Source organism: Microvirga lenta (assembly GCF_020532555.1).
In the GTDB taxonomy this organism is placed as follows: domain Bacteria; phylum Pseudomonadota; class Alphaproteobacteria; order Rhizobiales; family Beijerinckiaceae; genus Microvirga; species Microvirga lenta.
The window spans coordinates 119,643-145,382 of record NZ_JAJBBR010000007.1 but is presented as its reverse complement, the minus strand read 5'-3'; the positions used below and the strand labels follow the sequence as shown (position 1 = coordinate 145,382).

Below are 25,740 nucleotides of genomic sequence, written 5' to 3'. Positions count from 1 at the left end.
CCATCCCTCGTGACCTGGCAAAGGCGGACGACCGTTTCAACGAGGCCCCTGATGATCCGTCCTGTTTCCGCCCACGCTGTCTCTGCCGCCGCGGTCTTTGCCGCGGTGACAGACGACTATGTGGAGTCGAAGCAGGCCATGCGCTCAGCCTCACCCCAGCGCCCAACATTGGCCTTTCCCGACCTCGGCTGCGCTCTCCGCCGAATAGCGGCCTGACCTGACGCGGCCCATCAGCGGCCGCTCCTCGTCCCATCCCACTGCCATCGCTCCGGAGCGCCGCGCCGGAGCACAGGAGAGCTTTGCCTTGTCCCTGCCCAATCCCCACCGCACGCCCGAGACCCCTGCCCACCTGCCCGACTGGACCAAGCCGCTGTCGCTGCGCTTCCAGCCGCCCGCGCCCGCCCCGAACGATCCCTTCCCGGACGCTTGGACGCCGCCGCAGGCGTCGGTCGCCTCGCGCAATCTGCCGCGCAACTTCAAGGGCTCCTTCCACGCCTTCATCCCTGATCCGGTGATCAACCGTGTCGTCACCGGCGAAAGCGGTCTTGAGGGCGGCTTCTACCTGCTGCTGCGCACCGACCCGCGCGTCGCCTGGATCTGGGACCAGCCGCCGCCGGTCGAATACGTCGACGAGGACGGCGTCGTGCACGAGCACACCTTCGACTACCTCGCCGTCCTGCACGACGGGCGCCGCATCGCGTTTGCGGTCAAGCCCGCCATCAAGGTGGCAAGCACCGGGATCGAGCGCGTGCTCGAACTCATCCGGGCCCAGCTCGATCCCGCCTTCGCCACCAGCGTAGTGCTGCGCACGGAAGCCCACATTACGGCGGACCGGGTGCACAACGCCCCCATGATCCTCGACGCCTTCCAGCGCCGCGATGAGGCCCATCTCGCTCGGGTACTGGGCCTGCTCGACGACGTCACCGGCGCGGTGCGCATTGCCGATCTCGTGGAAGCGAGCGGGCTTGAGGGTCATGCCCTGCCGGCCATCGCCTGCCTGATCGGCGACGGCCTCCTCACGCTCTCGCGCCACGGCCGCATCACCATGGGCGCCTCCGTCATTCCCGTTCGCGCCCACTGAACCCTTCCGATTCACCCCAACACGAGGTTTTGCATGTCCACTGCCCTGAAGCTCACGAATTCCCAAACCACCCCGCTGCCGGAATCCACCCGCACGGACATGATGGCGCTGTTCCCCGACGACCGCGTCCTGGTCGACGGCACCCCGCACCGCTGCCTCGACATCCGCCCGCAATTCGTATTGCTCAAGAGCATGGACGGCGCGGGCCTGCACCAGACCTTCACCCATGCCCAGCTCTGGGGCCTGCATGAGGCCGACCGCCTCGAGGTCGAGCGCAACTACTTCGCCCGCAACAGGGCCAACCTGCGCCTGATCCACGGCGCCCGCACCGTCTTCGACCTTCCCGAAGACGATCAGGCGGTGGTGTTCACCCGCCAGCAGTTCATCCTGCGCCTGATCGAGAAGCGCGCTAGGGGCGAGGCTCCGAGCCTCGCCGACGACAAGCTGCGCGACGTCCTCGAAATGATCGACAAGGAGCTGACCCGGGAAGCCCGCGAGCGCTGGAAGCACGAGAAGGCCTACTACAAGAACAGCCGCGGCCCCGGATCGGACAAGCCGGAGCGTCCCGAACTGCCGGAACCGTGGCAGGTGCGCCGCTGGCTCAAGCGCTGGCAGGAGACCGATGGAGACATCTCGTGCCTGATGGACGCCAAACATCGCCGCGGCTACCGCACCGACCGTCTCGACGCGAAGGTGCGCGAGATCCTCAACGATGTGGTCAAGGGTTATGCCAGCAACCTGCGGCCCTCGGCTCCCAAGCTGCTGATCGAGATCGAGCGGCGCATCGGCCAGGAGAACGACAAGCGCAAGGCAGAAGGCAAGGGCGAGCCCGAACTCAAGGCGCCCAACCTGCGCACTGTCTACCGCGCCATCGACAAGCTCGACCCGTTCAAGGTCATGGCAGCGCGCAAGGGCGCGGCCTACGCCAAGCATCACTTCTACGTGGTGCACCAAGGCGTGACCGTCACGCGCCTGCTGGAACGCGTCGAGATGGACGAGTGGGAGGTGCCGCTTGTCACGGTGCTGGCCGGCACCAAGCTGTGGGCGACGTTCACGGACAAGCAGCGCGAGGAGTTGCAAAAGTGCCGCTGCTGGATCACAGCAGCGATCGACTGCGCCTCGCGGGTCATCCTCGCCCTGCACATGTCGATCCACGCGCCGTCCCGCGACAGCAGTTCGGCGGCCCTGCGGATGATGATGTCCGACAAGTCGGCGCTGGCCCAATCCGCCGGCTGCCGCATGCTGTGGCCGTACCGCGGCAAGCCCTCCCTGATCGTCACCGACCAAGGCCCCGCGTTCGGCCCTGCCTATTGCGAGCTGCTGATGCAGCTTGGCATTCCGTTCGAGCAGGCGCCCGGCGGACACCCCGAACTGCGCGGCACCATTGAGCGCCTGTTCGATACCCTGGAGGGGATCACACTCGCGGATCTGAGCGGGCGCACCTTCGCCAATCCGGTCGACCGCGCCGATTACGATCCGGGGGCCAACGCGTGCGTCACCGCCGACGAGCTGTTGCAGTGCGCGGTGCGGGCGGTGGCCGACATCTACCACCAGACCCCGCATGCAGGGCTCAAAGGCGAGACGCCGGCGAACGCCTGGGCCCGGCTGTCGCGGGAATGGGCGGTGGCGCCCGAGCCTGGCCCGCGCCGTCAGCGCGAGGTCTTCGGACGCGTCGTCAAGCGCAAGATCGGCAAGGAGGGCGTGCGTTTCCTCGGCCTGCGCTACCAGTCGCTGGAGCTTCAGCGCCTGCGCCGTCTCGTGCGGCAGCAGAAGGTGCATATCAAGGTCGACGCCCAGGATCTCGGCGCGATCTCAGTCAAGGTGCCGGGGGAGCGCTGGATCGCGGTGCCGTGCGTGGAGAGCTTCGCGCAAGGGCTGATCATGAGCGACTGGATCGCAACCGGCGAGCGCCTGCGCCATCGCTTCGCCACCCAGGCGAAACTTGCCCGCCCGATCGTGCTGGAGGCGGTCGCGGCGATCCGCGCCATCGGTGACGCAGCCCGCGCTCGCTGTGGCATCGCGCCGCCGGAAGCCACCGACGCCGAGCTCAACCGCTGTGAGCGCGACCTGTTCCGCACCTTCAGCATCCGCGAGAGCGCTGCTGTCGCGGCCAGCCACGACGACCTGCTCGGCTTGACCGATGGCGAGGACGAGACCGCCGGCACGGCTGCCGAGGGCGCCGACGCCGACATCCTCGGCGACGCCGCCCCGGCTCCGGCCTCCCCCTACGGCCCCGCCGGCACCTGGACCGTGGAGAGCGACAAGTGAGCCGGACACCCCTTCACCCCTGCAAGGAGACCCAAGCATGCCCCCACCCGAGAGAAGCCATTCCGTGACCGATCCTTCCCAACCAGGAGACCTGCACATGACCTCGTCCACGACTTTCCCCGCCACCCCGCACCAGGAGACCGAGACACCGATGACGACCCAGACCGCTACTGTTTCCGACAACATCGTGCCGCTGCGCGAGGGCGGCGCTCTCGCCGATACCCTCCCCACGACGGAGATCCTGCCCGAGCCCGTGCTCGACCTCACGCAAGGTGTGAGCAGGTCCGGTCCGATCACGATCCTGCGTGATTTGGGCCACGAGCGCATCATCGCACGCATCGAGCGGCTCAACGCGGGCTTCATCCGCACAGGCATGTACGAAGTACTCAAGGATGAGATCACCCGCCTCAAGGACCTGCACGGGCTCAACGTCTCCGGTCGCCGTGTCGAGGGCCGCGCCCTCGTCGTGGTCGGCGACAGCGGCGCCGGCAAGTCGGCGGCGATCGCGCGCCTGATTGCCTCGCAGGTCGAGCTCCAGCCGCGCAATCTCGCCGTTGGTCCCGTTGTGCCTATCGTGTCGATCACCGCGCCCTCGCCCTTCACCCCGCGGGCCTTGGCCATGGAGGTGATGAACCAGGGTCTCGGCTACGGCATGGTGCGCGACATCCGCGAGAACGTCGCCTACAGCCGCCTGCGCGAGCAGCTCCGCGTCAGGCAGGTAAGGATCGTCCACATCGACGAGATGCAGCACGCGCTCAGTGCCAACAACGCGCACGAGATGCAGAAGCTGTCCGACACGCTCAAGAATCTGATGCAGCATGCCGAGAACCCAGTCTCGCTCATTCTCTCGGGGCTGCCGGCGCTCGTCGACTTCGTCAAGACCGACGTCCAGCTTCAGCGCCGCTGCCGCTTCGTGCGCTTCACCCCGCTCTCGTTCCCCGAGGACGTCGATGGTCTGCGCCTGATCGTCAGGACGGTGAGCGAAGGCCTCGCCGAATTGACGCCTGTCGACCTCCTCGGTGACGAGTTCCTGGCGCGCCTGTGCCGGGCGGCGGGCGGTCAGTTCGGGCTGGTGATCCAGATCTGCCGCGCGGCGGCCGAGGAGGCGATCAGAACCGGAGCGGAGGAGCTTACCCCGAAGCACTTCGCATCCGCCTACGCCGCCGGCACGGGCTGCGCGCCGGACGAAAACCTGTTCACCGTGCGCGACTGGGAGTTCGTGGCGTCCGGGTTCGTTCCTACCGCGGTGCAGCCCGAGGCCCCCACGCCTTCCCGCCGCAAGGGAGGCCGCGCATGAGTGCTCACATGCCCCTTCCGAAGCGCCTGCGCTACACCGTCGACTTCGGTCTCGGCGAGACCGCGATCAGCCATGGCTCGCTCAACGGTGCCATGTACGGTCTGGACCTCGGTACCTTCTGCGGCGACCTGCGTGTCAATGCCGTGAGCCTGGCCTGCGGTGAGGAAGCGGCCTTATCCCGTCTGAGTGCCGCAACGGGAGCCGATCTCGAGGCTCTGCGCCGCTTCTCGCTCAGGCGCGAGGAGCCGCAGGGCGAGGCCCAGGTGTTCAGCCTCAACGGGCAGGTGCTACGGCCCATGAGCTTGTTCCGCTCCAGGGTGCGCGTGTGCCTGTCATGTCTCGCCGAGGATCTCGACAGCCGCTCCGGCCCCGACCGCCTTCGTCCCTATGGCCGCGCCGCCTGGACGCTGGCCTCAGTCCGGACCTGCGCGCGGCACGGGCTCGCACTCACCTGTCTGCCTGTGCCCGATGCGAAGCCGGGCGTGCCCGACTTCGCCGCGGCTGTGCAGGCGAACTGGGCGATGATCACGACGGAACGGATCAAGGGCGAGGAGCTTCCGGCCTCGCCGTTCGAGGCTGACCTGCTCGCACGGATGTGGGGCCATGCACCGACCGTGCCGATGCTCGATGGCTTGCCGTGGTACGCAATCGCCCGCGCGTGCGAGATGGTCGGCGCCGTATCCCTGCATGGCCCGCGGGTGCGCCGCAGCCGTCTCAGCGAGATGCAGTGGCGCGCAGCCGGCGACGAGGGCTACCGCATCGCGGTGGCCGGAGACGAGGCCTTCACGAACCTCCTGACCCGTCTGCGCGATCAGGTGCAGGCGGTTGAGGACGGACGGCCCCGGCGCAAGTTCGGCCGCCTGTACGAGTGGCTCTCGAGCGAGGAGAAGGATCCCGCTTACGCCGCCATCAGGGACAGGATCGCCCGTCACCTGATCGCCACCACGGCGATCGGTCCCGGGGATGAGATCTTCGGCATGCCCGTCGCCGAGCGACGCCTGCACTCGATCCGCACCCTGGCGCAGGAAACTGGCGAGCACCCGAAGCGCCTGCGAAAGCTGCTTCTGCGTCACGGACTTATCGATGACGATAGCCGCGCTTTGTCCGATGACCGTGTGGTGTTTCTGGCGGGTGCTGCCGCGAACCTGGCGCTTGAGGTGAGCGGGGCGCTCAGCCTCAAGCGGGCCGGTCACTACCTCAATGCGCCGCGGGTGCAGATGGCACTGCTGCATGAGGCCGGCCTCATCCAGCCGCTTTCCGGCAAGGGCTCGGAACTGCGCCCGATGTTTGCTCGCGCCGAGCTTGATTGCTTCCTCGCCCGTTTGCTCGCCGACGCCGAGCTGGTCACCGCGCCGTTGGAGGGGATGGCCACCATTCCCGACGCCGCCAAGCGGGCGAACTGCTCAGCGCGGGAAATCGTGACAGCGATCTTTGAGGGGCGCTTGTCGTTCGTCGGCCAGAGGACGGACACGCGCGGCTACCTATCAGTGCTTGTGGATGTGGAGGAAGTCCGGGCGGCGGTGCGCCGTCCGGATCACGGCAGCCTCTCGTTGCGCGCGGTCGAGCGGCGCCTCGGCGTTCACACCTCCGCCATCAGGGGTCTGATCGAGGGCGGGCATCTCGCAACCGAGATTGCCGTCAACCCGGTCAACCGCTGTCCCCAGACGGTGGTGACCGAGGCGGAGATGACGCGGTTCGAGACCGAGACCGTCACCCTGTCGCGGCTTGCCCGGGAGCGGCAACAGTCGCGCGAGGCGTTGCAAAGGATGCTTGCCGCGCGCGGCATAAAGCCGGCCATCGTGATAGAGGCCGCGAAAAGGACACTGCTGTTCCGGCGCGACGCGGTCCCCGCATGACTTAAACGCACTCACAACGATCAGGCGGCGAGCCTCCGAGGAGTTCCTCGGGGGCTTTTTGTTGGCTTGACGATGGGTGCCGGGTTCCCGTTCGAGGCTAAAATCGATGACGTGTTGGTGAGTCAAATCGAAGAGGTAGTGCGTCAGAGGCTGAAGTCAGGTCCCAGAAAATAAGGGTTTTAGCCGCCCCTGGTGAAAATTATTGAGTCAATTTACATAGCTGACTACGACGTCGCAATCCGCCGACTTCTGCGGCTAGTGCAGTGTTACAGATCGCTTGAGAGCGCTGCATCCCAAAAGCTAGGCACGCTCGACTGCCAGGGCAAGCCAGCACCGTAGTCCATCGGCTTCGGAGCCGCGCTCGCAGCCGTCCGATACCGCTGCGACTGGTTCACGACGCTCCCCCGCCAGCACACGGGCAACACTCGTTCGCGAAGATCAAGATAATACGCCCTCTCCATCTGTGCTTGCCTCCCCAGCACAGAGCTTGCATCAGATTTGCGCCGCCAAAGACTCCCAAAGCTATTCAACGTGAAGTAGTCGCGTCCTAGAGTCTGGACCCAAGCCTTGGCCTGGTCTATGGCAACCAAATATACCAAAGAACGTTACCCCAAGGCACCATTTTGGTTGCCGGCGGAGGCCAATAATGGCAAATTCCAAGCGAAATATGTTGCCCGGTAACCAGAAAAGGATTCCCGGGCATTCGGTTTGGGAGGGCGAAATGAACCGTAATGTGCTTCAGCCTAGCTATGCTCCTGATGTGCCGGAAAATTCGCCTTCTGTCGGTAAGTGGTTTGCCGACCTGGTAGACGTTGCTCTCTCAGGTAATCAAGACGCAATCCGACACATCGGGAGCCTATTTGCCCGTGAGTATCGTGGACCTGACAGACGTGAAGTCCAGGGCAGGATCAGTTCTGCGATTCAACGCAGATTAGTGTCCCTCAATGATGTACGTTCTGTAAGTCAGCTCCCAGTCGATGAGAAATCAAGGGTTCCCCTCATTGAAGAGCAGCCTTGGCCAACTATGCCGCTCCTGCTAGACGAGCAGGCCGGGGCTGCTCTGTCGCGCTTCGTTGCAGAGGCGGCAAATTCTAAACAGCTTTCTGAGGCAGGCCTTGGCTCACGATTAAATCTTTTACTTTCTGGGCCGCCAGGCACAGGCAAGACATTCATAGCTGGGCATATTGCTGCGCGCTTAGGTCTTCCATTCTACACAGTCAGATTAGACACAGTTGTATCATCACTTTTAGGCGATACAGCAAAGAATATACGCGCTTTATTTGAATTTGCATCAAATGGTCCTGGATTTCTATTTCTTGATGAGGTCGACGCAATAGCTAAGCGTCGCGACGACCAAAGAGAGCTTGGAGAAATTAAGCGCGTCGTTAATACACTTATTCAGGGACTAGACTTAATCAATGATAAAACTGTTATCGTAGCAGCTACTAATCACGCCCATTTGCTTGATCCTGCAATATTTCGTCGATTCCCTTATCAAATCGAGGTTAGCTTGCCTGAGCTTGATTTGAGAGAGGCATTATGGCGTCTTTATTTGGACCGTGCCGAGGATTGTACTGAAGCGGCCATACTAAGTGTAATTTCTAAGGGGCTGTCTTGTTCTGATATTAGAGAACTAGCTATAGCGGCACGGCGCACGGCAGTACTTACAGGTAGTGGCATAGACTTCGCAGGCTTGGCTTGGGCTGTGATCGGCAGCCGTGAGGGCAAGTTGCATATGCCGCCTATTTCCAATCTGGAACTAGAAACCAAAACTCTCCTTCAAAAGCGCCTTCGCGATGACTACGAATTAACGTTTGAAAAAATTGGGCGGTTGACTGGCGTCAGCAAACAGGCTGTCATTGCAACTCTGAGGCGTAGGAGAAACGTCGATAGCGAGTAAGAAGGGCCTGTTAATATGCCTGGGACGGGTGACGTTCTATTAAATCCATTGCTTCGACTGCGAACGACGCCTGTCCGCCAGGGGATTACAGGCCGTTCAAAGGATGCGAGCAAAATCAAACCCGACGTATACCAGCGCCGGCGTCAAAGCCTCCTAGCGAGCCTTGCTGCTATAAAGGACGCACCTGAGACGGCGGCCGCTACACACGGCGATAGGGTCTTGCTTTGGGTGAGGATGGACAAAGCCTCTCAAGCGACTACGCACACACCCCATGATCTCTTCAATCAACAGGTCGGCGCTCAACTAATCGCGGCTTGGCGCAGTGGCTACATCGTTGAGTTTACAACTTCTGCTTTTGATCGGATTCGGAAGCGTCTTCAAAACCCATCGACCGATCCTCAGCGCTGCGACATTTTTCGGATTGAGGCCGCAGATCTCTTTGCAAATGTACTAAAGGATACCAGCCGCATTGAGATTGCGTGGTCCTTAGCTTCGGAAGACAATAGTGGGCGTCGAACATTTAACGTTCGTTTGCCAGGATTCTTATCTGATAAAGCACAGTCTTCAGTCATCGAAACTTTAGCCCGATTTGCTCAAGAAGATCGCGTCGCTTTGCCAGCGTTTGCCGTGCGCGAGGATCTCTTGAGCTATGAGCAGACTGCTTCTCCTGCGGTACATGAGTGGCTTCCGGCATCTCGATTTGCTGAAGGCGCAAGGGCTCTCGCACAGGCAAACCCTAGTTTGCCTGTTGGCATCCGGGATAATGATGTCCTTCACCAATTGGTGGCTTCCGGAGCTATTGTCCGGTGGGAGCCCGTTGCCCCTTTGCGCCCTACAAATCCTGGAGTCGGACCAGAGCCCGAACTGGTATTGCCGGCACTTGATGATGAACCGATTGTTGGTGTCATCGACGGTGGTTATCATGCCACACGCTACCGTGGCGCTGTGGCTTGGGAAATGGAGCCGCTGGCATCAGACGGATTTGCTGCCCGCGCACACGGTAATAAAGTCGCGTCTATCTTAGTCGATGGGCACCTATGGAGTAATCAGCTCCAGCTTCCTCAGCTTCATTGCAGGCTTGGGATTGTTCAAGCAGTACCTGAAATAGGTGCGAATTTCAGCGTTCCAGATCGCGTTCTGCTCGCTCATATCGAGCGAGCCTTCATTGAGCATCCAGAATGGAACTTATCTGCGAACTTTAATCGCGAATGTGATGAGTACGATGTAAGTGGTCTTGGGCATGGCCTTTCAGAGCTTTCCCGTCGCTATAACAAACTCCTTGTCATATCTGCCGGTAATCGTTCAGAGACAGAACGGCTTGCTCCACCTGCAGATTGCGAAGCGGCTATAATCGTCAGCGGCCGAACACATGATGAGAATGGCAATCCTTCAGAGCCATGTTCGTTGTCTCGTGTGGGCCTCGGACCTGAGGGTATGCTTAAACCAGAAACAAGCTGGTTTTCAGAGCACAGAGTTTTAGGAGGTGGTACTGATCGGGGTACGAGCTTTGCCGCACCCTTGGTTTCACGTCTTGCCGCACACACCTGGGACAATCTCGCAGATCCATCTCCTGACTTAGTTAAAGCCCTTCTGCTCAGCTCTTGCGATCTAACTGCTTACAGCCATGAGCTAGGATTTGGTTCACCGATCCGTCCAGAACTGCCTTGGACCTGCCCGTCTAATGCAGCAGTGATTGCTTGGACAGCTGATATTAGCGCCATGCAGCGGTACTACTGGACAGGAATTAGAGTGCCGCAAAGCCTAATCCAGAATGGAAGATTTGTCGGACGCGCTAAAATGGTTGCGATCCTGAGCCCGACTACTCAGCTGGAGGGCCACCATTACATTTCTACGCGCTTAGAAGCTGGGGTTCAATATAGGCGGTTACAGCCAAGTGGCGGCTTCAGAAATGCGACGATGCTTGGATGTGTGAACCCGAATGAAAGAGAGCTAGATGCGCGCGTTCTCGATCATAAATGGGATCCTGTTCGCGTCTATTCGGGCGAGTTTACCGCTAACAATGGGCCTAGGCTCACTGGTCCTCAACCAGAATTGCAAGTTTATGCTCGTATGTTTTGGCGAAACCAGTTCCAGTATAGTGACGACTTCATGCGCCAACATCAGGCTCAGGTGAGCTTCGTAGTGGTGCTAGAGGCGTTAGACCCAGGTGCAGATACTTACAACGAGTTCAGGCGCATTATGGCGGAGAATGTCGAGAGCGCGCTTGTTGCTCAGGAAGTCGAAGTTGAAGCGGAGAGTGATTAAGGTTGATCCAACTGCCAGTAACGGCGAGTAATGAGGGTAGGGCTCAGCGTAGTTTGAGACCCACCAGTCCAAATAGCCACCGGACTCGTTACCAATAACAGACAGTATAGGCGGTACCGGCAACGGCAATGGACTCCCATACTAATGAAAGCACTGCTTGCCGTCATTCTGACGGCTATTTTTGTCACCTCTGCTCTTGCCAAGGGGGGCGGGCTCGAAAGGAATGGCTGCCACACTAGCCGTAAAACAGGCGACCGCCACTGCCATCGCTGACATTCCGCGCAGCAGTTTCGTCGTCGACAGAGGGGCCGGCTCGTCCCGGCCTCCGTCTCCTTCGGCGCCGAGGTTCCAAAGCGTGGATGCCCGGCACGGGGCCGGGCATGACGGGGTGCGCTGCTCCGTACTTCCGGGGCCGCGTAGCGGAACCGACCCGAAGGGGCGCGCGAAGCGGGCAAACCATAAACACGACGCGCTCCGAATTGAGCGCTGCGGCTTTCGTCGCGGCTTATCCGGCATCGTCAGCGGCTATGGGTTTCCAGCTTCGCGTGGCCCTTCGGGTCGGGCTCGGTCCTGCGGACCGCCCCGGAATGACGGGGGTGGTGCGGACGGCGCGGGGAGCGGCGGGGGCGTCTCGCCCTCCGCGATCCGCAACCTCCCGCCTCGATAGGTCAGCGGCGGGCCGGGCCAATCTCTTGGGATGCCGTAGAGCGTCGCCTCCCCTCGCCCGCGCCACGCGGCGGCGAGGTCGCGCAGGCCCCGCATCACGATCCACGTGACGCCGAGCACGGTCACCGGCACGGCGACGAGCCACATTCCTTGAATGAATTCGGGCCAGGTGTGAAACTTCGAAAGCCAATCGGCAATGACGCTGTAGGGCTGGTCCATGACGAACTCCTCCGGTGAGACGACCACCAGGAGCCCTGGTGGCCGGGGAGTTCAGAAGTCGCCGCAAGACGACCGCGCTGCCCTTTAGGCTTTCGCCCTGGACATGCGACAGCGCCTCCCCGGCCCTAAGGCGAGGGAGGCATCGTTAGCGGTCGATGCCGACCGCTTGCGGAGAGGTTCTGACGCCCCGGAGCCGGGTGCGCCCGGCTCTACGGTCAGGCTTAGCACGGGGCGATGGGGCGATCCACCGGCAAGCGGTGGCGGGCGCGTGCGCGGCGACCCGGCGCCGGGGGCCGGAGGCCCCTGCCCGCCCGCGGCCTGTCTCATCGGCGGGTCCGCCCCGTTCGGCTGCGCCACAGAAATCGGGCGCCGGAAACGGGTCGCGCCGCAGGCCGCCATTTGGGATCTCCTTCCCGGGCATCGGGCCCATGCGAAAGAGGAACCCATCCATGACGACACTCACGAACAAGACCGCCATCGTGACCGGCGCGAGCTCCGGGATCGGCTACGCGACCGCGAAACTCTTCGCCCGCGAGGGCGCGAACCTCGTGGTGGCGGCGCGCCGGGCCGACGGGCTGAACGCGCTCGTCGCCGAGATCGAGCAGGCGGGCGGCAGGGCCGTCGCGGTCGCGGGCGACGTGCGGGACGAGGGGCTTGCCCGCGCCCTGGTCGAGACGGCGGTCGATGCCTTCGGGGGCCTGGACATCGCGTTCAACAATGCCGGCACGAACGGCGAAATGGGCCCGACGCCCGAGGTCTCGCTGGAGGGCTGGAACGAGGCGCTCGCGGTGAACCTCACCGCCGCCTTCCTGGGCGCGAAGCACCAAATCCCGGCCATGCTCGACCGTGGAGGCGGTTCGCTGATCTTCACCTCGACCTTCGTGGGCCACACGGTCGGGATGCCGGGCGTGGCGTCCTACGCGGCCAGCAAGGCCGGGCTGATCGGGCTCACGAAATCGCTGGCGGCCGAGTTCGGCCCCAAGGGCATCCGGGTCAACGCGCTCCTCCCCGGAGGCACGGACACCCCCATGGCCGAGGCGTGGGTCAGCACGCCGGAGGCGAGGGCCTTCGTGGAAGGTCTCCACGCGCTGAAGCGGCGGGCGCGCCCCGAGGAGATCGCCCGGTCGGCGCTCTACCTCGCGTCCGACGCGTCGAGCTTCACGACGGGGGCCGCCCTTCTGGTCGATGGCGGGGTCTCGATCAACCGCACCTGACCCGGTCGCCGGCGCAGGTCCTAGGCGCCGCGAGCGGACCGGCTCTCCACCCCTTGCCGTTCATGGCCCGGGCCCCTCCCTCCCCCTTGTGGGGAGGGGCGGCTGCTTGGGCAGCCGGCGGAGAGGGGCGCGGGTCAGGCCGGCCGGCACCGCCCGAAATGCGGCACGGCAGCGGACTACTTGCGCTTCAAGCCGATGACGCTGGCATTCGATGAGCCGAGCCGGAGCTTGCGCTCCAGATCCTCGATCTGCCGGGAAACGGCATTGAGGTTGGATCGGATCGCGTAGAGGTCCGACGCGAGGAGCGAGGGGGCATAGGCCCCGTCGCCCGCAGCGGCCGGAGCCGGGTTCGAAGGAGGTTCGTCACGCGCCGGCCGGCGCGCACCGGTCATCCAAGCCCACAGCTTTCGCCCGAGAAGAACGATCAGGAAGAGCAGCCCCAGGCCCAGAGCCAGGGCCACAGCCAAAATCCCGATCGCAAAGAACTGATCCCCGCCCATATTCACGCCACACGTGCTCCAACACACTCTCGCCTATCGCTCTGATAACTAGGGCGGAATTCGGACGAGGTGAAGAGACGCCTTATCCCGTCGCGGCCGGGAGGCGCGAGTGTTCTTTTTGCATGAGCGCCATGCCGGCAAGCCGCCTGCCGCTCGGAGCCGCTTCTAGCGGCGCATCGGAGTCCGGACCGGACGCGGCCGGCGGCGGCGCTCCCACCACACCACGACCCTGCGGCGAAGCCTGCGCGCGAGCGGCAGATCGATGGAGAGAATGGCCACGCCCAGAGGGATCATCCAGAATCCCAGGATCGGCAGGAAGCCGACGAAGCCCGCCGCCACGAGCGCAACGCCGAGCCCGATCCGAAGGGCACGCGAGCGCGGCAGACCGACACGCCTGCCGCCGAAGCCGATGTGATGCCTGGTCATGACTCACGTCCCGGGCCGCGGCCCGTGCTGCCGAATTCTCTTCGCTCAGGCGGTGGGTGTGGTCCTGTAGTAGGCGTCGACCCTCGCGCCGTACTCGTCGTCGGTGAACGGATCCTCGTCGGCCCCGTAGCGCGGAGCCTCGGCAAGCCGGTCCTTGTCGATGTCGACCACGTAGCCGCCCAGCCGGGTGTCGTAGGTCAGCGAGCGCCAGGGCAGCGGATGATAGCTCTCGCCGATCCCCAAAAAGCCGCCGAAGCTCATCACCACATAGGCGACCTGTCCGGAGACCTTGTCGACCATGAAGTTGTACACGGTTCCGAGCTCCTCGCCGGTCCGGTTGTAGACCGGGGTGCCCTCGACCTTGCTGGAGGCGATCAGGCGCCGCGTTTCCTCAACGGCGATGCCCTCGCCCGTGGGGTCGAGCTCCATCGACCCCGGTTCGCGGACCTGTCTTTCGTCTGGCAGTTTCGTCGGCATGGCATCCTCCTCGGAGGGGAACGCCATGGCGCCGAGGCCGTTCCGGCAGGAGCCGGGCCGCGAGGGCCGATCCAGGACCTGCAGCCCGACGCCGCCCTCGTCGGCAGCGGCGGAAGCCGTCCTATGCGGGCAGCCGTCCGTCGGGCGTGTAGCTGTCGACCGCCTTGGGCAGATCCCGCGAGAGCCTCGCGAGCAGCTCGTCCCGCGGCAGGTCCGTCCGCTGGGACAGGTCGTCCAGCACGTCGGGGCCGATGGCCTGTTCGAGCTCCTGCGGCGACATCTCCTTGTTGGGTCCGTGGCCGACCCAGGATTCCGCCGCCTCGCCCTGGCCGTTCTGTTTGAAGCGCTCCACCAGCTCGCCGAGGCCGCCGTTCAGCAATCCGCCGGCACCTGCGCCGCCCGCCATGCCGCCCAGGCCGCCAAGGAGGCCGCCCAGCCCTCCCTGCTGCTGGTGGCCCTGCTGACCGCCGGGGCCCTGGCCCCCCGGGCCGTTCGAACCCTGCCCGCCGAGCATTTCGGCAAGCTCGTCCCTGTTCTGGTATCCCGCAATCGCGAGCAGGCCCAACAGGGCGGTCATGGATGGAAATCCGCGGCTCATGCCAATCCTCCTCAGTGTCGAACGAAAACCGGAAAGCAAAAAGCCCGCTGCCAGGCAGCAGGCTCCTGTCGTGTCAGGATTCCGGGTGATGCCCACCGGATCCTAACGGCCGGGAATCCAGGAAGATCCCACGCAAGGACAAGCTCCCTTTCCGAAACGGCATCCGGCGCGCTATGAGGGGCAGCGGCCCAACTTCGGGCCCGACGGCACCGGCACTCAGGGGGGAACATCATGCGGATCATCGTCTATGGCGTCGGCGCAATCGGCGGCACGGTCGCGGCGGCCCTCGCGCTGTCCGGCCAGCAGGTGATCGGCATCGCCCGCGGCGCTCAGCTCGAGGCGATCAGAACCGACGGCCTGCTGCTCCGGTCGCCCGACCGGACCGCGCGAGCCCATTCCCCATGCGTGTCCGATCCCGCCGAGATCGACTTCCGTGCGGACGACGCGATCCTGCTGACGATGAAGACGCAGGACACCCTCGCCGCCCTGGAACGGCTTCGTGCCGCGGGCGTCGTCGAGCAGCCGATCTTCTGCGTTCAGAACGGCGTCACCAACGAGCGCCTGGCCCTGCGCCGTTTCCCCGAGGTCCATGGCGTGACCGTCATGATGCCGGCGACGATCTCGGCTCCCGGCGAGGTCAGCGCCTTCTCGACCCCGCGTCACGGCATATTCGACATCGGACGCTATCCGGGAGGCAGCAACAGGCACGACACCGATCTCGCCGAGGCCCTGGAGGCTGCGAACATCGCCGCCTTCGTCACGCCCGACGTGATGCAGAGCAAGTACGGCAAGCTGCTGCTCAACCTCCGCAACATCCTCGAAGCCGCGCTCGGCCTGGATGCGGACCTGAAGCACTTCGGCGCCCTGCTCCGCGCCGAGGCCGAAGCAGTCTTCGCGGCGGCCGGAATCCCCTGGCGGGACATCGGGGCCTCCGATCCGCGCCGCGAGCAATTGATGCGCTACCAGCCGATTCCGGGCGTCGACCGTTCGGGCGGCTCGACGACGCAGAGTCTCGCCCGCGGAGCCGGCTCCGTCGAGACCGACTATCTCAACGGCGAGATCGTGCTGCTCGGCCGCCTCCACGGGGTGCCGGTTCCGGCCAATGCCTATTTCGTCGAGTTGAGCGCCAGGATGGTGCGCGAGAAGCTCAAGCCGGGCGCGATTTCCGTCTCGGAGGCGGAGGCCGGCTTGGCGGCCGCCAGCGCCCATCTCAGGACCTGAACCGTTCGGGCGCAGGCGGCTGGCTTTCCCGCCGCCGGCTCAGCCCTTCCTCTGGGTCCTCTTCCGCTTCGTGGCCTCTTCGGCGGGCTGATCGCTGACCGCCTCCTTCGCGCTCACGGCGGCCACGGGAGGCGCATCCTCGACGGTTGCCGCCGTGCGCTCCTGCGCGGCATCGCTCAGCTCGCGCTCCGCCCTGTACCAATGATCCTGCGGGTCGCCCGTGCGGCCCTCCCTCTCCCAGATCTCATAGGCTTTCTGGCGGATCATCTCCTCGCTCGCACCCGCGTTTTCCTCCCGGCCGCCACCACCCGGGCCTTCGAGCACCTGACGGCCCAGATCGAGGCCAATGCGGGGTGTTGCATCCGGACCAGTTTTTTCCTGGGTCATGATCGCTCCTATGTGCCTGTCTGAATATCAATGCTGGCCGCGAAACTTGTTTCCTATCGACCCGAGAGGAACTTCGAGGCGCAGGGCCGATTGCGGCCCGGCATCCGCAGAAAAGCTGGCGAAGGCGCCTCCCGGCCCTCCTGCGCTTCCCGCTCTATTGCGCCTCCAGCACCCGGATGGCGGCCTCCGCCAGACGCCGATGCGCCTGTGTTGTCGGATGAATGCCATCCCAGAACAGGTGCCCTTCGCAGCGCCGGTTCTGAACGCAAGGGGCGGCAATGTCGGTGAAGCCTGCGGCTGCGGGATCGCTGACCACCTGCTCCGCCATCTGCCACACATCGAGGCGGTGCAAACGCAGGCCGGCCCGGCCGGCAAATTCGGAGAGGGCCCGATCCAGGGCGCTGTTGAAATGTGCCGCGAGCGTGTTCGCGGCCTCAACGGCTTGCCTGCCATGGGCGCGCACCGCCGGAGTGATCCCGACGGCCGGCAGATTGGGCACGAGAATATCGGTCGCGCCCTCGCCTGCCAGATCGGCCACGATACTCCTCAGGGAGGCGACGGCGGCGTCCACGATCCGATGAGCCTGGGGCTGACCGACGGTCGCCAGCAGATCGTTGCCCCCGCCATACACGATGTGAAGCGTCGACCCGCGCGCCTTGGACGCCTGCAGGTACGCGCTGGCCTGCGCCCGCAGGCTGGTGTTGCCGGACCGTGGGTCGAGACGGGCCCCGCCAACGGCATAGTTGGATCCGCCCGTCCGGCTCGGTTTCAGGGTCAGGCCGAACCGTTCGGCCAGATGCTCGACCCAGACCGGCCCGTTCGAGGCCCGTCCGGCATTGCCGTTGTCGGACAGGCTGTCTCCGAAGACGACGATCCGATCGAAGGCTGCCAGGGAATGGACGGATGAGCTCATGAGGGTGAATGCTGCGGCGACGATGAGGGAACAGACAAGGCGATGCATGATGCTACCCCCCTTGGAAATCGAGACTTCATGCTGCTTCCGCCCTGGCCCGGATGCGCCTCGCCCACCCTTGCAGGACCTGCTTTCCTAAGTCCGCCTGTTCCGGCGCGAGAAGTACCAGATTGCGCCGATGACGATGATCACCAGCAGGATGATCCACCAGTAGTCCGTGATGCCGCCGGTTTGTCCGACTTCGGTAGGATCAGTGGCCGGAGGCGAACCGGGAGTTGCCGGAGCTTGCGCCCGAGCAGCGGACGCGGCCATGAAGACGAACGCAATCGACGCGATAAGCTGATTCATGAAGCTGTCTCCCCCGGGGCTGCACCTTCGGGTCCGTGCCGCGTGTCCTGAAGAGGACTGAACGCCTCCGGCGAAGAGGCGTTCCTCCGGTTCGAGTGATTACCTTCCGGCCGGACGGCTCGCAGCCGCCTCACGTCCCGCAGAATGTCCGCAGGACACGCTCGTGCGGCTCCGGCGGCTCCGCATAACGAGCAAGGGAAGGCTGGTCGTCATAGGGCTTGGAAACGACCGCCAGCAGCTCCTCGAAAGGTGCGAAATCGTTGTGCTCGAGGCCCGCCTGAATGACAGCCTCGACCTTGTGGTTGCGAGGAATGAAGGCCGGATTGACGGCCCGCATCGCCGCTCGGCGGCTTGCCCCGTCCTGCGGCTCCTGAGCAAGCCGCTCCCGCCACCGCGCGGCCCAGGCATCGTAGGCAAGCGGATTGATGAAGAGGTTCCTGACGGCCTCGTCGCCTTCAGGGCCGGCCGCTGCATCGCTCAACCGCCGGAACGTCAGGGTAAAGTCCGCCCCGTTCTCGGCCATGGCTTTCAGAAGATCTCCCGCCAGCGCCGGGTCCTCTTCCCGCTCTGTTGCCAATCCGATCTTCCGCCTGAGCCCTGCATGGTAGGCGGTCTCGAAGTCCCGAGGAAACGCACCGAGCGCCTCGTTCGCCTCGGCAACCGCCTTTTCCTCGTCGTCGGACAGGAGCGGCAGAAGCGCCTCCGCCAGCCGCGTCAGGTTCCACAGGGCGATGCGCGGCTGGTTGCCATAGGCGTAGCGGCCCTGCTGGTCGATCGAGCTGAAGACCGTGGCTGGATCGTAAGCATCCATGAACGCGCAGGGACCGTAGTCGATGGTCTCGCCCGCAACGGACATGTTGTCGGTGTTCATGACGCCGTGGATGAAGCCGACATGCAGCCACCGCGCAACGAGATCCGCCTGAGCGGCGATGACCAGGTCCAGGAACGCGCGATAAGGCCGGTCGCTCCCGGCGGCCTGCGGGTAATGGCGGCCGATGACGTAGTCCGCCAGCAGGCGCAGTCCCTCCACATCCTGGCGGGCCGCGAAGAACTGGAACGTCCCGACCCGGACATGGCTCGAGGCGACACGGGTGAGAACCGCTCCGGGGAGCGGCATCTCGCGCGCGACGACATCCCCCGTCAGTACCGCGGCCAGCGCACGCGTCGTGGGAATTCCCAGCGCCGCCATCGCCTCGCTGACGAGGTACTCGCGCAGCACGGGCCCCAGCGCGGCGCGGCCATCGCCACGGCGCGAAAAGGGAGTCGGTCCCGAGCCCTTGAGCTGGATATCGCGGCGGACGCCATCCCGGTCGACCACCTCGCCGAGGAGAATGGCGCGGCCATCGCCGAGTTGCGGCACGAAATGTCCGAACTGATGCCCGGCATAGGCCATGGCGATGGGCTCGGCCTCCTCCGGCACGCGCCTGCCGCACAGGAATTCCACACCTTCAGGACTGGCGAGCCGGTCAGGATCGAGGCCGAGCTGCACGGCAAGCTCGCGGTTCAGCCGAATAAGCTTCGGTCCCGAGACAGGCGTGGGCGCCACCCGTGCGTAAAACCGATCCGGCAGCCGGGCGTAGGTGTTGTTGAACGGGAAATGGACTGTCATGGGCAGCTTTTCATCCAAGGCATGCTGAGATCGTGCCTCTTGCCTTGGAGAACAAGCTTCCAAACGCAGGTTCGGTTCGAAGGAAGTCACCGAAATCTTGCCGATCCGGCGTTCCGGGCCCCTTATTCGTCGGTATGGGTGATCCCCAGGTGCCGATGGGCCTGGGCCGGCGTCATGTTGCGGACCTCACCCTCGGAGAAACCCCGCTCGTGCAGTCTGGCGCGCTGCTCCTTCGTAATGATCAGCGACACGCCATCCTTCGCAGCGGGCCGGTCCTGTGCCTTATCGGAAGGGACCAGGCCCAGATCCCGTTCGAGACTCCGCCTCAGATCGTCGAGATAGTCGTCCAAGCTCTACTCCTCATGATGCGCCGTGCCGCGGGAGCCCGGCATGGCACCTCCAGCTCATGTCGCGGGAGCGACGGTCCCGAGCGCTCGCTCAGGGTAGAGAGGCAACCGGCGTCTTGTCACCCGGTTCGAGCTGAGCAGGGAAATGGTCGCCCCGAAGCTCGATTTGGCTGCACGGGCAAGGGTCCGATCACCCATTCAGAGACCTTGATAGGCGGGGAAACGATCCCAAATTTGGGGCGACTTCCACGCAACCATGGAGATCTCACATGGCGGAAAGACTGACGCGTCGCGAAGTGGAGGCTCTCATCGGAGCGACAGAGGACGGAACGGTGGCGGAGATCCTGCGCCTCGATCCCAGCCCTGCCGAAATCGCCGAGGCGCAGGCCTGGGTCGAGAACGAGGAGGCGATGCTGAATGAGGGCCGGTCGATCCCATCGGGCCGTGTCGGCCGGTTGATCGAGATCCTCAACCTGCGCGAGGAAGAGCTCCCGGCGGTTCCGAGACTGTAGCGATCCGGAACCGGCTCGTCTCGCCGGTTGCCAATCACCAGGGAGAGGTCCGGAGATGCAGAGGACACTGGTCCCGTTCATTCTGGGGAATATGGTGCCCGGAGGACTCGCGGTCCTCTCCTTCCCGCCGGTTTTTCACTCTCTGATGTCCATGCGCTATCCCGATGCGCCTCCCTTGCCGCATGTGAAAGCGCTGGACGGGCAACCGCAGAGCGCGCACGAGCATGTCCGGACCCGGGTCCAGCGGCCGCTCCGGAGGAAAGAGTACAGGTCGGCAGGCCGGCGCAGACGAGCTCCTGCGCAGATGGAGGATGTTCCTCGTTCAGCGCCCCAGCCTCGCCGAGGCCATTCGGAGCGCCAGCCGCAGCCCGCTACGACGGCTGCAGACTCACAGGCCGCTCAAAGCTAGCGTTTGCCTCGACGCGTTGGGCGGCAACCTCTTCGATCTGTCGGCGGATGGCCGGGTGATCCGCCAGGAAGGCCTGGAAGGCGCGCACATCCAGACGGAGCAGGAAGCAGTAGCCGATCGCATACACGTCCGACTGGCGCGGAAGCCCCGTGAGCAAGGCAATCTCCCCGACGAAGTCGCCGCGGCCCAGCCGCACCTTCTGGCCGGGAGCGTTCACTTCCAGAGCCCCCGAGGAGATGAAGTAGACAGCGTCTCCCGGGTCCCCGCGCCGGATCAGACGCTCGCCGGGCACGGCGAATATCGGGCGCAGCAACCTGGCCAGCGCTCCGATCTGTGCCTCGGAAAGCTCGGCAAAGAGGGGCAACTGCGCCACAAGCTCCCGCGCATTCACCGCGAGATCCAGCCGGGGCTGAATCTCGGCCTTGCGACGCTCCTCCTCCACGGAGCGGCGGAGGTTGGCGTGAAGCTCCGGGCCGATAAGGCCATCGGCGAGAAGAACGTCGTATTCCAGCTCCTCCTGCCTCAGCGCGGTCTTGCGCAGAAGCCGACGCTCCAGAGACTCGGCATAGGTCGGGTACTGGAGACGAAGGGCCTCAAGGGCGCGGTCGATGGCCTCCCGGCGCCTGTCCACCATCTCTCCCAGCACCTCGCCCACCCTCGATCCGAGGATCGGAGCGATCTTGCGGTCGACGAACGGAACCAGCTCCTCCACGATGATCCGGGTTGCGAACAGCATCTCGAACCTCCTCGCGAGGAGGCGCTCCAGAAAACCGCTGATGCCGATCCGGCGATGCAGGAACTGGGCGATGTCGAAGCGCCAGTTGAAGGCCAGCGTCTGCTTCACTGCCCGCTGGAACTCGGTTCGGCCACCGCTCCGGGCGCGGTCGAGGAGCAGTTCGCTCTGTGCCAGGAGCGGCTGGACGAGCCCTGCCGAGACCGTCCGGGCCCTGTAATGCTCCAGAACCACGTCGCGCTCGCGTCCGGCCAGGGTCACCAGCCCCAGGGAGAGGCGGGAGCGATCCGAAAGTTCCTGCCCCTGCTCTGTCTGGGCCGCAGCCTGATCGATCCTCTCGGCGTAGCGGCGGGCCTCGGCAAGGGCTGTCGCCGACTCGACCTTGTACAATTCGGCCACGTCCTCGACCGCCTCCCGGACGTTCTCGAGCGCCACGGCCAGAACCTGTCCGCGCAACGCCAGGTCCTGGGGCGACAGCCGGTCGAGTCCGAGCCACTGGATGAGCCAGCGCATCGTGGTGCCCTGAACGAGCAAAGTGAACAGCACGAAGCCTGTCGCCAGAATGGCCACGAACCGCTTCACCTCCCCCGTCAGGGCATAGTTCTCCGTTACCGCAAGCGCGAGCGCCAGGGTGACGGCGCCCCTGAGGCCGCCCCAGAGGATCACGAGGCGGTAGGGCGGACTGACGGGCGGCGACAGGCGGATGGCCGTCAGGAGCGGCAGGATTCCGAACAGCACCACGACGCGCGCCAGCAACGCCGCGGCGGCCACCACGAGAATGAGAGCCAGATCGAGCCAGGTGGGATCCGCAAGGAGCCTCGGCACCAGGATGGCCGCGAGCACGAACACCAGAGAACTGGCCCAGAAGGCGACCTGCTCCCAAATGCCGGTGAGGTAGCTCCATCCGTCCGGAGAGGCCCGTGCCGGGCCGAGCAGGTTGAGGGTCATGCCCGCGATCACGACGCCGATGACGCCGGAGACGCCGAGAACCTGCTCCGAGACGATGTAGACGAGATAGGGCAGCGCGAAGCTGATCGACACCTTGGCGGGGCGGTGGTCCGGGATCGAGCCGATGAGCCACGCCGCGGCGCGGGCCCCGACATAGCCGACGAACGCTCCGCCGAAGAGGGTTTGGGCGAAGCTGAGGCTCGCTTCGACGAGGCTCAGCGGCTGCGCGGCCACCAGCACCGCCAGGAAGACGCTGAAGAGGGTGATGGCCGCCGCGTCGTTGAGGAGGCTCTCGCCCTCGACGAGCCGCCCGAGCCGAGCGGGAGCTCCGATGTCGCGAAAGATGCCGACGACCGCAATCGGATCGGTGGTCGCGACGATGGCCCCCAGCAGGAGACAGACGATAAGCGGCTGCTCGGCGAACGGCACCAGGGCGAGACCGATGATGACGGTCGCGATGAGCACCGCGAACACGGCCAGGACGAGGATCGGAACCCAGTCGGGGGCCATGCGCCTCACATCGAGCGTCAATGCCGTCTGGAACAGCAGGGTCGGCAGGAAGACATAGAGGAAGACCGTCGAGCCGACCGGAAAGTCGAGGACCGCGCGGGCGACTTCGTTGAAGGCGTCGGTGAGCTCCGTATACCAGAGGAAGGTGGCGCCCGTGCCGATCACGATGCCGATCACCGCCAGGAGAACGCTGAAGGGCAGCCGGACGATGCCTGCCAGGGGCTGGGCCAGACTGATTACCACCAGAAGGACAGCGAGCACCGACAGGATGATTGGCAATTCCACGGCGGGTCGCGCTCCAAGAGGTTCGGGCAGAGATATGTGTGTTTTAGCGGACCCCGTCCGGCGCCGTCCATAGACAGCTGCCGGATCGAGGCACCGGGCGTGTGTCGGCGCACTCCGCGCGGTTTACCCGGCGAGGCAGGCCGCAAGGCAGCCTTGAATTCTTCTTCGGCCGAGGCGGAGGTAACGGGATGGCGAGGAGCGCCCACGGGGAAGGCATGACGGCTCGTCCATCCGCCCGTGCGTCGTCACCGGTTGCCGGACAGACGCCCGGCGCGGCAATCAAGCGGCGGCACTAGGCCGCCGCTTGGAAGGCCCCTGTCGGAGCGGGCCTATCGGCTGCGGGACCTCACGGCCCGACATTGCCGCCTGTGCTGCCGAGGACGCTGCCCGTGGTGTAGCTCGAGTCCGGCGCCGCCAGGAGAACGTAGGTGGAGGCGATCTCGGCAGGCTGCCCTGGACGTCCGAGAGGGGAATCGGCGCCGAAGGTAGGGAGCGCATCGGGCAGTTGTCCGCCGCTCGGCTGCAGGGGCGTCCAGTATGGGCCGGGCGCGACCGCATTCACCCGGATCCCGCGACTCGCGAGCTGCTTTGCCAGCGACTTGGTGAAGGCCACGATTCCGGCCTTCGTGCAGGAATAGTCGAGAATCGACTCCGGTGGGTTGTAAGCCACCACCGATGCCGTGTTGATGATGGTCGCACCCGGGGGCAGGTGCGGCAGCGCGGCCTTCGTGATCCAGAACATCGCGTAGAGGTTCGTCTTCATCGTCGCGTCGAACTGCTCGGTCGTGATGTCCTCGATCGAGGGCTGCGCGGTCTGCCGCGCGGCGTTGTTGACGAGGATGTCGAGGCCGCCGAGTTGCTGCACGGCATCGGAGACGAGACGCCGACAGAACTCCTCGTCAGTGATGTCGCCGGGAATGGCAACGGCCTTGCGGCCCTCCGCCTCGATCAGTGCGATCACCTCCCGGGCATCCGGCTCCTCCTCCGGGAGATAGTTGATTGCGACGTCGGCCCCCTCGCGGGCGAAGGCGATGACCGCGGCCCTGCCGATGCCGGAATCCCCGCCCGTCACCAGCGCCCTGCGACCGGTGAGCCGGCCGGATCCACGATAGCTCGTCTCGCCGTGATCGGGCCTCGGCTCCATTCTCGAGGTCAGGCCGGGCCAGTCCTGCTGCTGGGGCGGGAAAGGCGGCTTGGGATACTTGTCGGTGGGGTTCTGGAGCAGCGGCGGGCTTGTGGCCTGACCCGAGGAGCCCTGCGGATTCCCCTGCTGTGCCTGCGCCACGCCCAACAGCGCAGGCGCAGCAACCAGTCCTGTCCCCAACCCGTTCACGATGTGGCGGCGTGTCGGGGGCGCAGTGGGATTCTTCGGGTCCATGATTCTATCCTCTCGGAATGATTGCCGACTGAAAATCGACCGGATTTCGAACTCGTGATCGACCTTCCGTTCGGCTCGATCACACGGCGAGAGCCTCAAGGATGAAATGGAGGGCGCCGGGCGGCGTCTCGGCCTCGCACTCGAGCCGTAACTCTTCGCGACTGCCATCGTTCCTGCGGCGACGGACGAATATTGACCGAGACCGCCGCTACAGCTGAGAGACGAGGCTGTTTGCGGTCGTTGACAACCGTTGCTAATGCAACCAATATTCAGAGAACGTTACGCAAGGCCGACTTGCGGACGACCTGTCATGTTCGCAGACCCGCTCGCCCTGAACCTGTCGGCTCCGGCGCCGCCTTCCGGCACCGGAGAGGAGACGACAGCCACCCGTCGCACCACGGAGAAATGCCATGGCTGAGAAGGCCTTCGCCTCCACCGCCGACACTGCCGACAAGACCGTCTCCTTTACCGAGATAGGTCCGGATCTCTACGCCTACACGGCGGAGGGAGACCCGAATTCCGGCATCATCGTCGGCGATGACGGTTGCATGGTGATCGACGCGCAGGCGACCCCGGCGATGGCGGAGGACGTGATCGCACGCGTGCGCAAGGTGACCGACAAGCCGATCAAGTACGTGGTGCTCTCCCACTATCACGCCGTGCGCGTGCTGGGCGCCTCCGCCTACAATGCGCAGGGAATCATCGCCTCGAACGCGACCTACGACCTCATCGTGGAGCGGGGCGAGCAGGACAAGGCCTCCGAGATCTGCCGTTTCCCGCGCCTGTTTCGCGGCGAGGACACGATTCCCGAAGGGCTGACCTGGCCGACCATGACCTTCGAGAGCGGCATGTCCGTCTTTCTCGGCAAGCGCGAGGTCAAACTCTTCCACCTCGGGGCCGGCCACACGGCGGGCGACATCGTCGCCTGGGTTCCCGATGCGGAGGTGATGTTCTCGGGAGATCTCGTGGAATACCACTCCGCCTGCTATTGCGGTGATGCCCACCTGCGGGAATGGCCCGGCACCCTGGAGGAAATTCGCGACTTCCAGCCCAAGGCCATCGTGCCCGGACGAGGGGACGCTCTCCAGGGGGAGCAGATGGTGCGCGAAGCCCTGGCGATGACACGCGACTTCGTGACGACGCTTTACGGAGCAGCCGAACTGTCCGTGGCGCGCGGGCGCAACCTGAAGCAGACATTCGCGGCGACGCGCGAGGTCATGGACCCGAAATTCGGCGATTTCGCCATCTACGAACACTGCCTTCCCTTCAACGTCTCCCGCGCCTTCGACGAAGCGTCCGGCATCGACCATCCGGTGATCTGGACGGCGGAGCGGGATCGCGAAATGTGGGCATCGCTCCAGGGATAGGCGGCC

Annotated in this window: 23 protein-coding genes; 11 read left to right on the top strand and 12 right to left on the bottom strand. The window is 64.7% G+C overall.

Annotated features, from left to right (window positions below; genetic code table 11):
* The first annotated feature begins 304 nt into the window (after window positions 1–304).
* The 7 genes from LGR44_RS12120 to LGR44_RS22035 all read left to right on the top strand — a co-directional run bounded on the left by LGR44_RS12120 (window position 305) and on the right by LGR44_RS22035 (window position 10,940).
* Complete coding sequence (locus LGR44_RS12120) at window positions 305–1,081, top strand: Tn7 transposase TnsA N-terminal domain-containing protein (RefSeq protein WP_226740803.1); 777 nt, start codon at window positions 305–307, stop codon at window positions 1,079–1,081.
* A gap of 33 nt (window positions 1,082–1,114) precedes the next feature.
* Window positions 1,115–3,349 carry a Mu transposase C-terminal domain-containing protein gene (locus LGR44_RS12115; RefSeq protein WP_226740801.1) on the top strand — a complete coding sequence of 745 codons (2,235 nt, stop codon included), beginning with the start codon at window positions 1,115–1,117 and terminating at the stop codon, window positions 3,347–3,349.
* Window positions 3,350–3,446: 97 nt separating this feature from the next.
* On the top strand, window positions 3,447–4,646 hold the full coding sequence (locus LGR44_RS12110; RefSeq protein ID WP_226740799.1) for a TniB family NTP-binding protein: 1,200 nt from the start codon (window positions 3,447–3,449) through the stop codon (window positions 4,644–4,646).
* Window positions 4,643–6,502, top strand: coding sequence for a TniQ family protein (locus LGR44_RS12105; RefSeq protein ID WP_226740796.1), 1,860 nt, complete (start codon window positions 4,643–4,645; stop codon window positions 6,500–6,502). Before LGR44_RS12110 ends, LGR44_RS12105 begins: the two co-directional genes overlap by 4 nt.
* Window positions 6,503–7,148: 646 nt before the next feature.
* Entirely contained in the window at window positions 7,149–8,402 is a 1,254-nt protein-coding gene (locus LGR44_RS12100; RefSeq protein WP_226740793.1) for an AAA family ATPase, read from the top strand.
* A gap of 234 nt (window positions 8,403–8,636) precedes the next feature.
* A complete protein-coding gene (locus tag LGR44_RS12095) occupies window positions 8,637–10,667 on the top strand; it encodes a S8 family peptidase (protein ID WP_226740790.1) in 2,031 nt (676 codons plus the stop codon).
* A 144-nt stretch (window positions 10,668–10,811) separates the two neighbouring features.
* The gene (locus tag LGR44_RS22035; RefSeq protein ID WP_226740788.1) at window positions 10,812–10,940 is read left to right on the top strand and encodes a YHYH domain-containing protein; all 129 of its coding nucleotides are present in this window, start codon (window positions 10,812–10,814) and stop codon (window positions 10,938–10,940) included.
* A gap of 252 nt (window positions 10,941–11,192) precedes the next feature.
* On the opposite strand, the gene LGR44_RS12085 is transcribed toward LGR44_RS22035, so the two are convergent.
* Window positions 11,193–11,552, bottom strand: a complete 360-nt coding sequence (locus LGR44_RS12085; protein WP_226740786.1) for a hypothetical protein — start codon at window positions 11,550–11,552, stop codon at window positions 11,193–11,195.
* A 449-nt stretch (window positions 11,553–12,001) separates the two neighbouring features.
* Here LGR44_RS12085 and LGR44_RS12080 point away from each other — a divergent pair, with 449 nt between their 5' ends.
* A complete protein-coding gene (locus LGR44_RS12080) occupies window positions 12,002–12,766 on the top strand; it encodes an SDR family oxidoreductase (protein ID WP_226740783.1) in 765 nt (254 codons plus the stop codon).
* A 176-nt stretch (window positions 12,767–12,942) separates the two neighbouring features.
* Here LGR44_RS12080 and LGR44_RS12075 read toward each other — a convergent pair whose 3' ends face one another.
* The 4 genes from LGR44_RS12075 to LGR44_RS12060 all read right to left on the bottom strand — a co-directional run bounded on the left by LGR44_RS12075 (window position 12,943) and on the right by LGR44_RS12060 (window position 14,767).
* Window positions 12,943–13,227, bottom strand: a complete 285-nt coding sequence (locus LGR44_RS12075) for a hypothetical protein (RefSeq protein ID WP_226740780.1) — start codon at window positions 13,225–13,227, stop codon at window positions 12,943–12,945.
* Between the two features lie 204 nt (window positions 13,228–13,431).
* Window positions 13,432–13,692: a PGPGW domain-containing protein gene (locus LGR44_RS12070; protein WP_226740778.1), complete on the bottom strand. Its 261-nt coding sequence runs from the start codon at window positions 13,690–13,692 to the stop codon at window positions 13,432–13,434.
* 45 nt (window positions 13,693–13,737) lie between these two features.
* Window positions 13,738–14,169 carry a PRC-barrel domain-containing protein gene (locus tag LGR44_RS12065; protein WP_226740775.1) on the bottom strand — a complete coding sequence of 144 codons (432 nt, stop codon included), beginning with the start codon at window positions 14,167–14,169 and terminating at the stop codon, window positions 13,738–13,740.
* Between the two features lie 121 nt (window positions 14,170–14,290).
* Window positions 14,291–14,767 (bottom strand): YidB family protein, encoded by a 477-nt coding sequence (locus LGR44_RS12060; protein ID WP_226740772.1) that lies wholly within the window; start codon window positions 14,765–14,767, stop codon window positions 14,291–14,293.
* 231 nt (window positions 14,768–14,998) lie between these two features.
* On the opposite strand from LGR44_RS12060, the gene LGR44_RS12055 reads away from it, so the two are divergent.
* Entirely contained in the window at window positions 14,999–15,988 is a 990-nt protein-coding gene (locus tag LGR44_RS12055) for a ketopantoate reductase family protein (RefSeq protein ID WP_226740768.1), read from the top strand.
* Window positions 15,989–16,027: 39 nt separating this feature from the next.
* On the opposite strand, the gene LGR44_RS12050 is transcribed toward LGR44_RS12055, so the two are convergent.
* From LGR44_RS12050 to LGR44_RS12030, 5 genes are all read right to left on the bottom strand, one after another.
* Window positions 16,028–16,375 (bottom strand): DUF2934 domain-containing protein, encoded by a 348-nt coding sequence (locus tag LGR44_RS12050; RefSeq protein WP_226740764.1) that lies wholly within the window; start codon window positions 16,373–16,375, stop codon window positions 16,028–16,030.
* A 154-nt stretch (window positions 16,376–16,529) separates the two neighbouring features.
* Window positions 16,530–17,336 carry an SGNH/GDSL hydrolase family protein gene (locus tag LGR44_RS12045; RefSeq protein ID WP_226740760.1) on the bottom strand — a complete coding sequence of 269 codons (807 nt, stop codon included), beginning with the start codon at window positions 17,334–17,336 and terminating at the stop codon, window positions 16,530–16,532.
* A gap of 87 nt (window positions 17,337–17,423) precedes the next feature.
* Window positions 17,424–17,636: an LPXTG cell wall anchor domain-containing protein gene (locus tag LGR44_RS12040; RefSeq protein ID WP_226740757.1), complete on the bottom strand. Its 213-nt coding sequence runs from the start codon at window positions 17,634–17,636 to the stop codon at window positions 17,424–17,426.
* A gap of 130 nt (window positions 17,637–17,766) precedes the next feature.
* Window positions 17,767–19,245 carry a protein adenylyltransferase SelO gene (locus tag LGR44_RS12035; RefSeq protein WP_226740755.1) on the bottom strand — a complete coding sequence of 493 codons (1,479 nt, stop codon included), beginning with the start codon at window positions 19,243–19,245 and terminating at the stop codon, window positions 17,767–17,769.
* Window positions 19,246–19,367: 122 nt separating this feature from the next.
* Complete coding sequence (locus LGR44_RS12030; RefSeq protein ID WP_226740753.1) at window positions 19,368–19,595, bottom strand: hypothetical protein; 228 nt, start codon at window positions 19,593–19,595, stop codon at window positions 19,368–19,370.
* A 266-nt stretch (window positions 19,596–19,861) separates the two neighbouring features.
* Here LGR44_RS12030 and LGR44_RS12025 point away from each other — a divergent pair, with 266 nt between their 5' ends.
* The gene (locus LGR44_RS12025; protein WP_226740751.1) at window positions 19,862–20,104 is read left to right on the top strand and encodes a hypothetical protein; all 243 of its coding nucleotides are present in this window, start codon (window positions 19,862–19,864) and stop codon (window positions 20,102–20,104) included.
* Window positions 20,105–20,475: 371 nt separating this feature from the next.
* Here the strand turns inward: LGR44_RS12025 and LGR44_RS12020 are convergent, their stop codons facing one another.
* Together LGR44_RS12020 and LGR44_RS12015 are read right to left on the bottom strand one after the other, a co-directional pair.
* A complete protein-coding gene (locus LGR44_RS12020; protein ID WP_226740749.1) occupies window positions 20,476–22,989 on the bottom strand; it encodes a cation:proton antiporter in 2,514 nt (837 codons plus the stop codon).
* Window positions 22,990–23,335: 346 nt separating this feature from the next.
* Complete coding sequence (locus LGR44_RS12015; protein WP_404809920.1) at window positions 23,336–24,370, bottom strand: SDR family oxidoreductase; 1,035 nt, start codon at window positions 24,368–24,370, stop codon at window positions 23,336–23,338.
* Between the two features lie 407 nt (window positions 24,371–24,777).
* Between LGR44_RS12015 and LGR44_RS12010 the strand changes: the two genes are divergently transcribed.
* Entirely contained in the window at window positions 24,778–25,734 is a 957-nt protein-coding gene (locus LGR44_RS12010) for an MBL fold metallo-hydrolase (protein WP_226740745.1), read from the top strand.
* The last annotated feature ends 6 nt before the right edge of the window (window positions 25,735–25,740 follow it).

Bases quoted from the DNA above. Each gene is read 5' to 3' on its own strand.
- LGR44_RS12115 (WP_226740801.1), top strand. From the start codon at position 1,115: ATGTCCACTGCCCTGAAGCTCACGAATTCCCAAACCACCCCGCTGCCG.
- LGR44_RS12110 (WP_226740799.1), top strand. From the start codon at position 3,447: ATGACCTCGTCCACGACTTTCCCCGCCACCCCGCACCAGGAGACCGAG.
- LGR44_RS12105 (WP_226740796.1), top strand. From the start codon at position 4,643: ATGAGTGCTCACATGCCCCTTCCGAAGCGCCTGCGCTACACCGTCGAC.
- LGR44_RS12100 (WP_226740793.1), top strand. From the start codon at position 7,149: ATGGCAAATTCCAAGCGAAATATGTTGCCCGGTAACCAGAAAAGGATT.
- LGR44_RS12095 (WP_226740790.1), top strand. From the start codon at position 8,637: ATGGACAAAGCCTCTCAAGCGACTACGCACACACCCCATGATCTCTTC.
- LGR44_RS22035 (WP_226740788.1), top strand. From the start codon at position 10,812: ATGAAAGCACTGCTTGCCGTCATTCTGACGGCTATTTTTGTCACCTCT.
- LGR44_RS12085 (WP_226740786.1), bottom strand. From the start codon at position 11,552: ATGGACCAGCCCTACAGCGTCATTGCCGATTGGCTTTCGAAGTTTCAC.
- LGR44_RS12080 (WP_226740783.1), top strand. From the start codon at position 12,002: ATGACGACACTCACGAACAAGACCGCCATCGTGACCGGCGCGAGCTCC.
- LGR44_RS12070 (WP_226740778.1), bottom strand. From the start codon at position 13,692: ATGACCAGGCATCACATCGGCTTCGGCGGCAGGCGTGTCGGTCTGCCG.
- LGR44_RS12065 (WP_226740775.1), bottom strand. From the start codon at position 14,169: ATGCCGACGAAACTGCCAGACGAAAGACAGGTCCGCGAACCGGGGTCG.
- LGR44_RS12060 (WP_226740772.1), bottom strand. From the start codon at position 14,767: ATGAGCCGCGGATTTCCATCCATGACCGCCCTGTTGGGCCTGCTCGCG.
- LGR44_RS12055 (WP_226740768.1), top strand. From the start codon at position 14,999: ATGCGGATCATCGTCTATGGCGTCGGCGCAATCGGCGGCACGGTCGCG.
- LGR44_RS12050 (WP_226740764.1), bottom strand. From the start codon at position 16,375: ATGACCCAGGAAAAAACTGGTCCGGATGCAACACCCCGCATTGGCCTC.
- LGR44_RS12045 (WP_226740760.1), bottom strand. From the start codon at position 17,336: ATGCATCGCCTTGTCTGTTCCCTCATCGTCGCCGCAGCATTCACCCTC.
- LGR44_RS12040 (WP_226740757.1), bottom strand. From the start codon at position 17,636: ATGAATCAGCTTATCGCGTCGATTGCGTTCGTCTTCATGGCCGCGTCC.
- LGR44_RS12035 (WP_226740755.1), bottom strand. From the start codon at position 19,245: ATGACAGTCCATTTCCCGTTCAACAACACCTACGCCCGGCTGCCGGAT.
- LGR44_RS12025 (WP_226740751.1), top strand. From the start codon at position 19,862: ATGGCGGAAAGACTGACGCGTCGCGAAGTGGAGGCTCTCATCGGAGCG.
- LGR44_RS12010 (WP_226740745.1), top strand. From the start codon at position 24,778: ATGGCTGAGAAGGCCTTCGCCTCCACCGCCGACACTGCCGACAAGACC.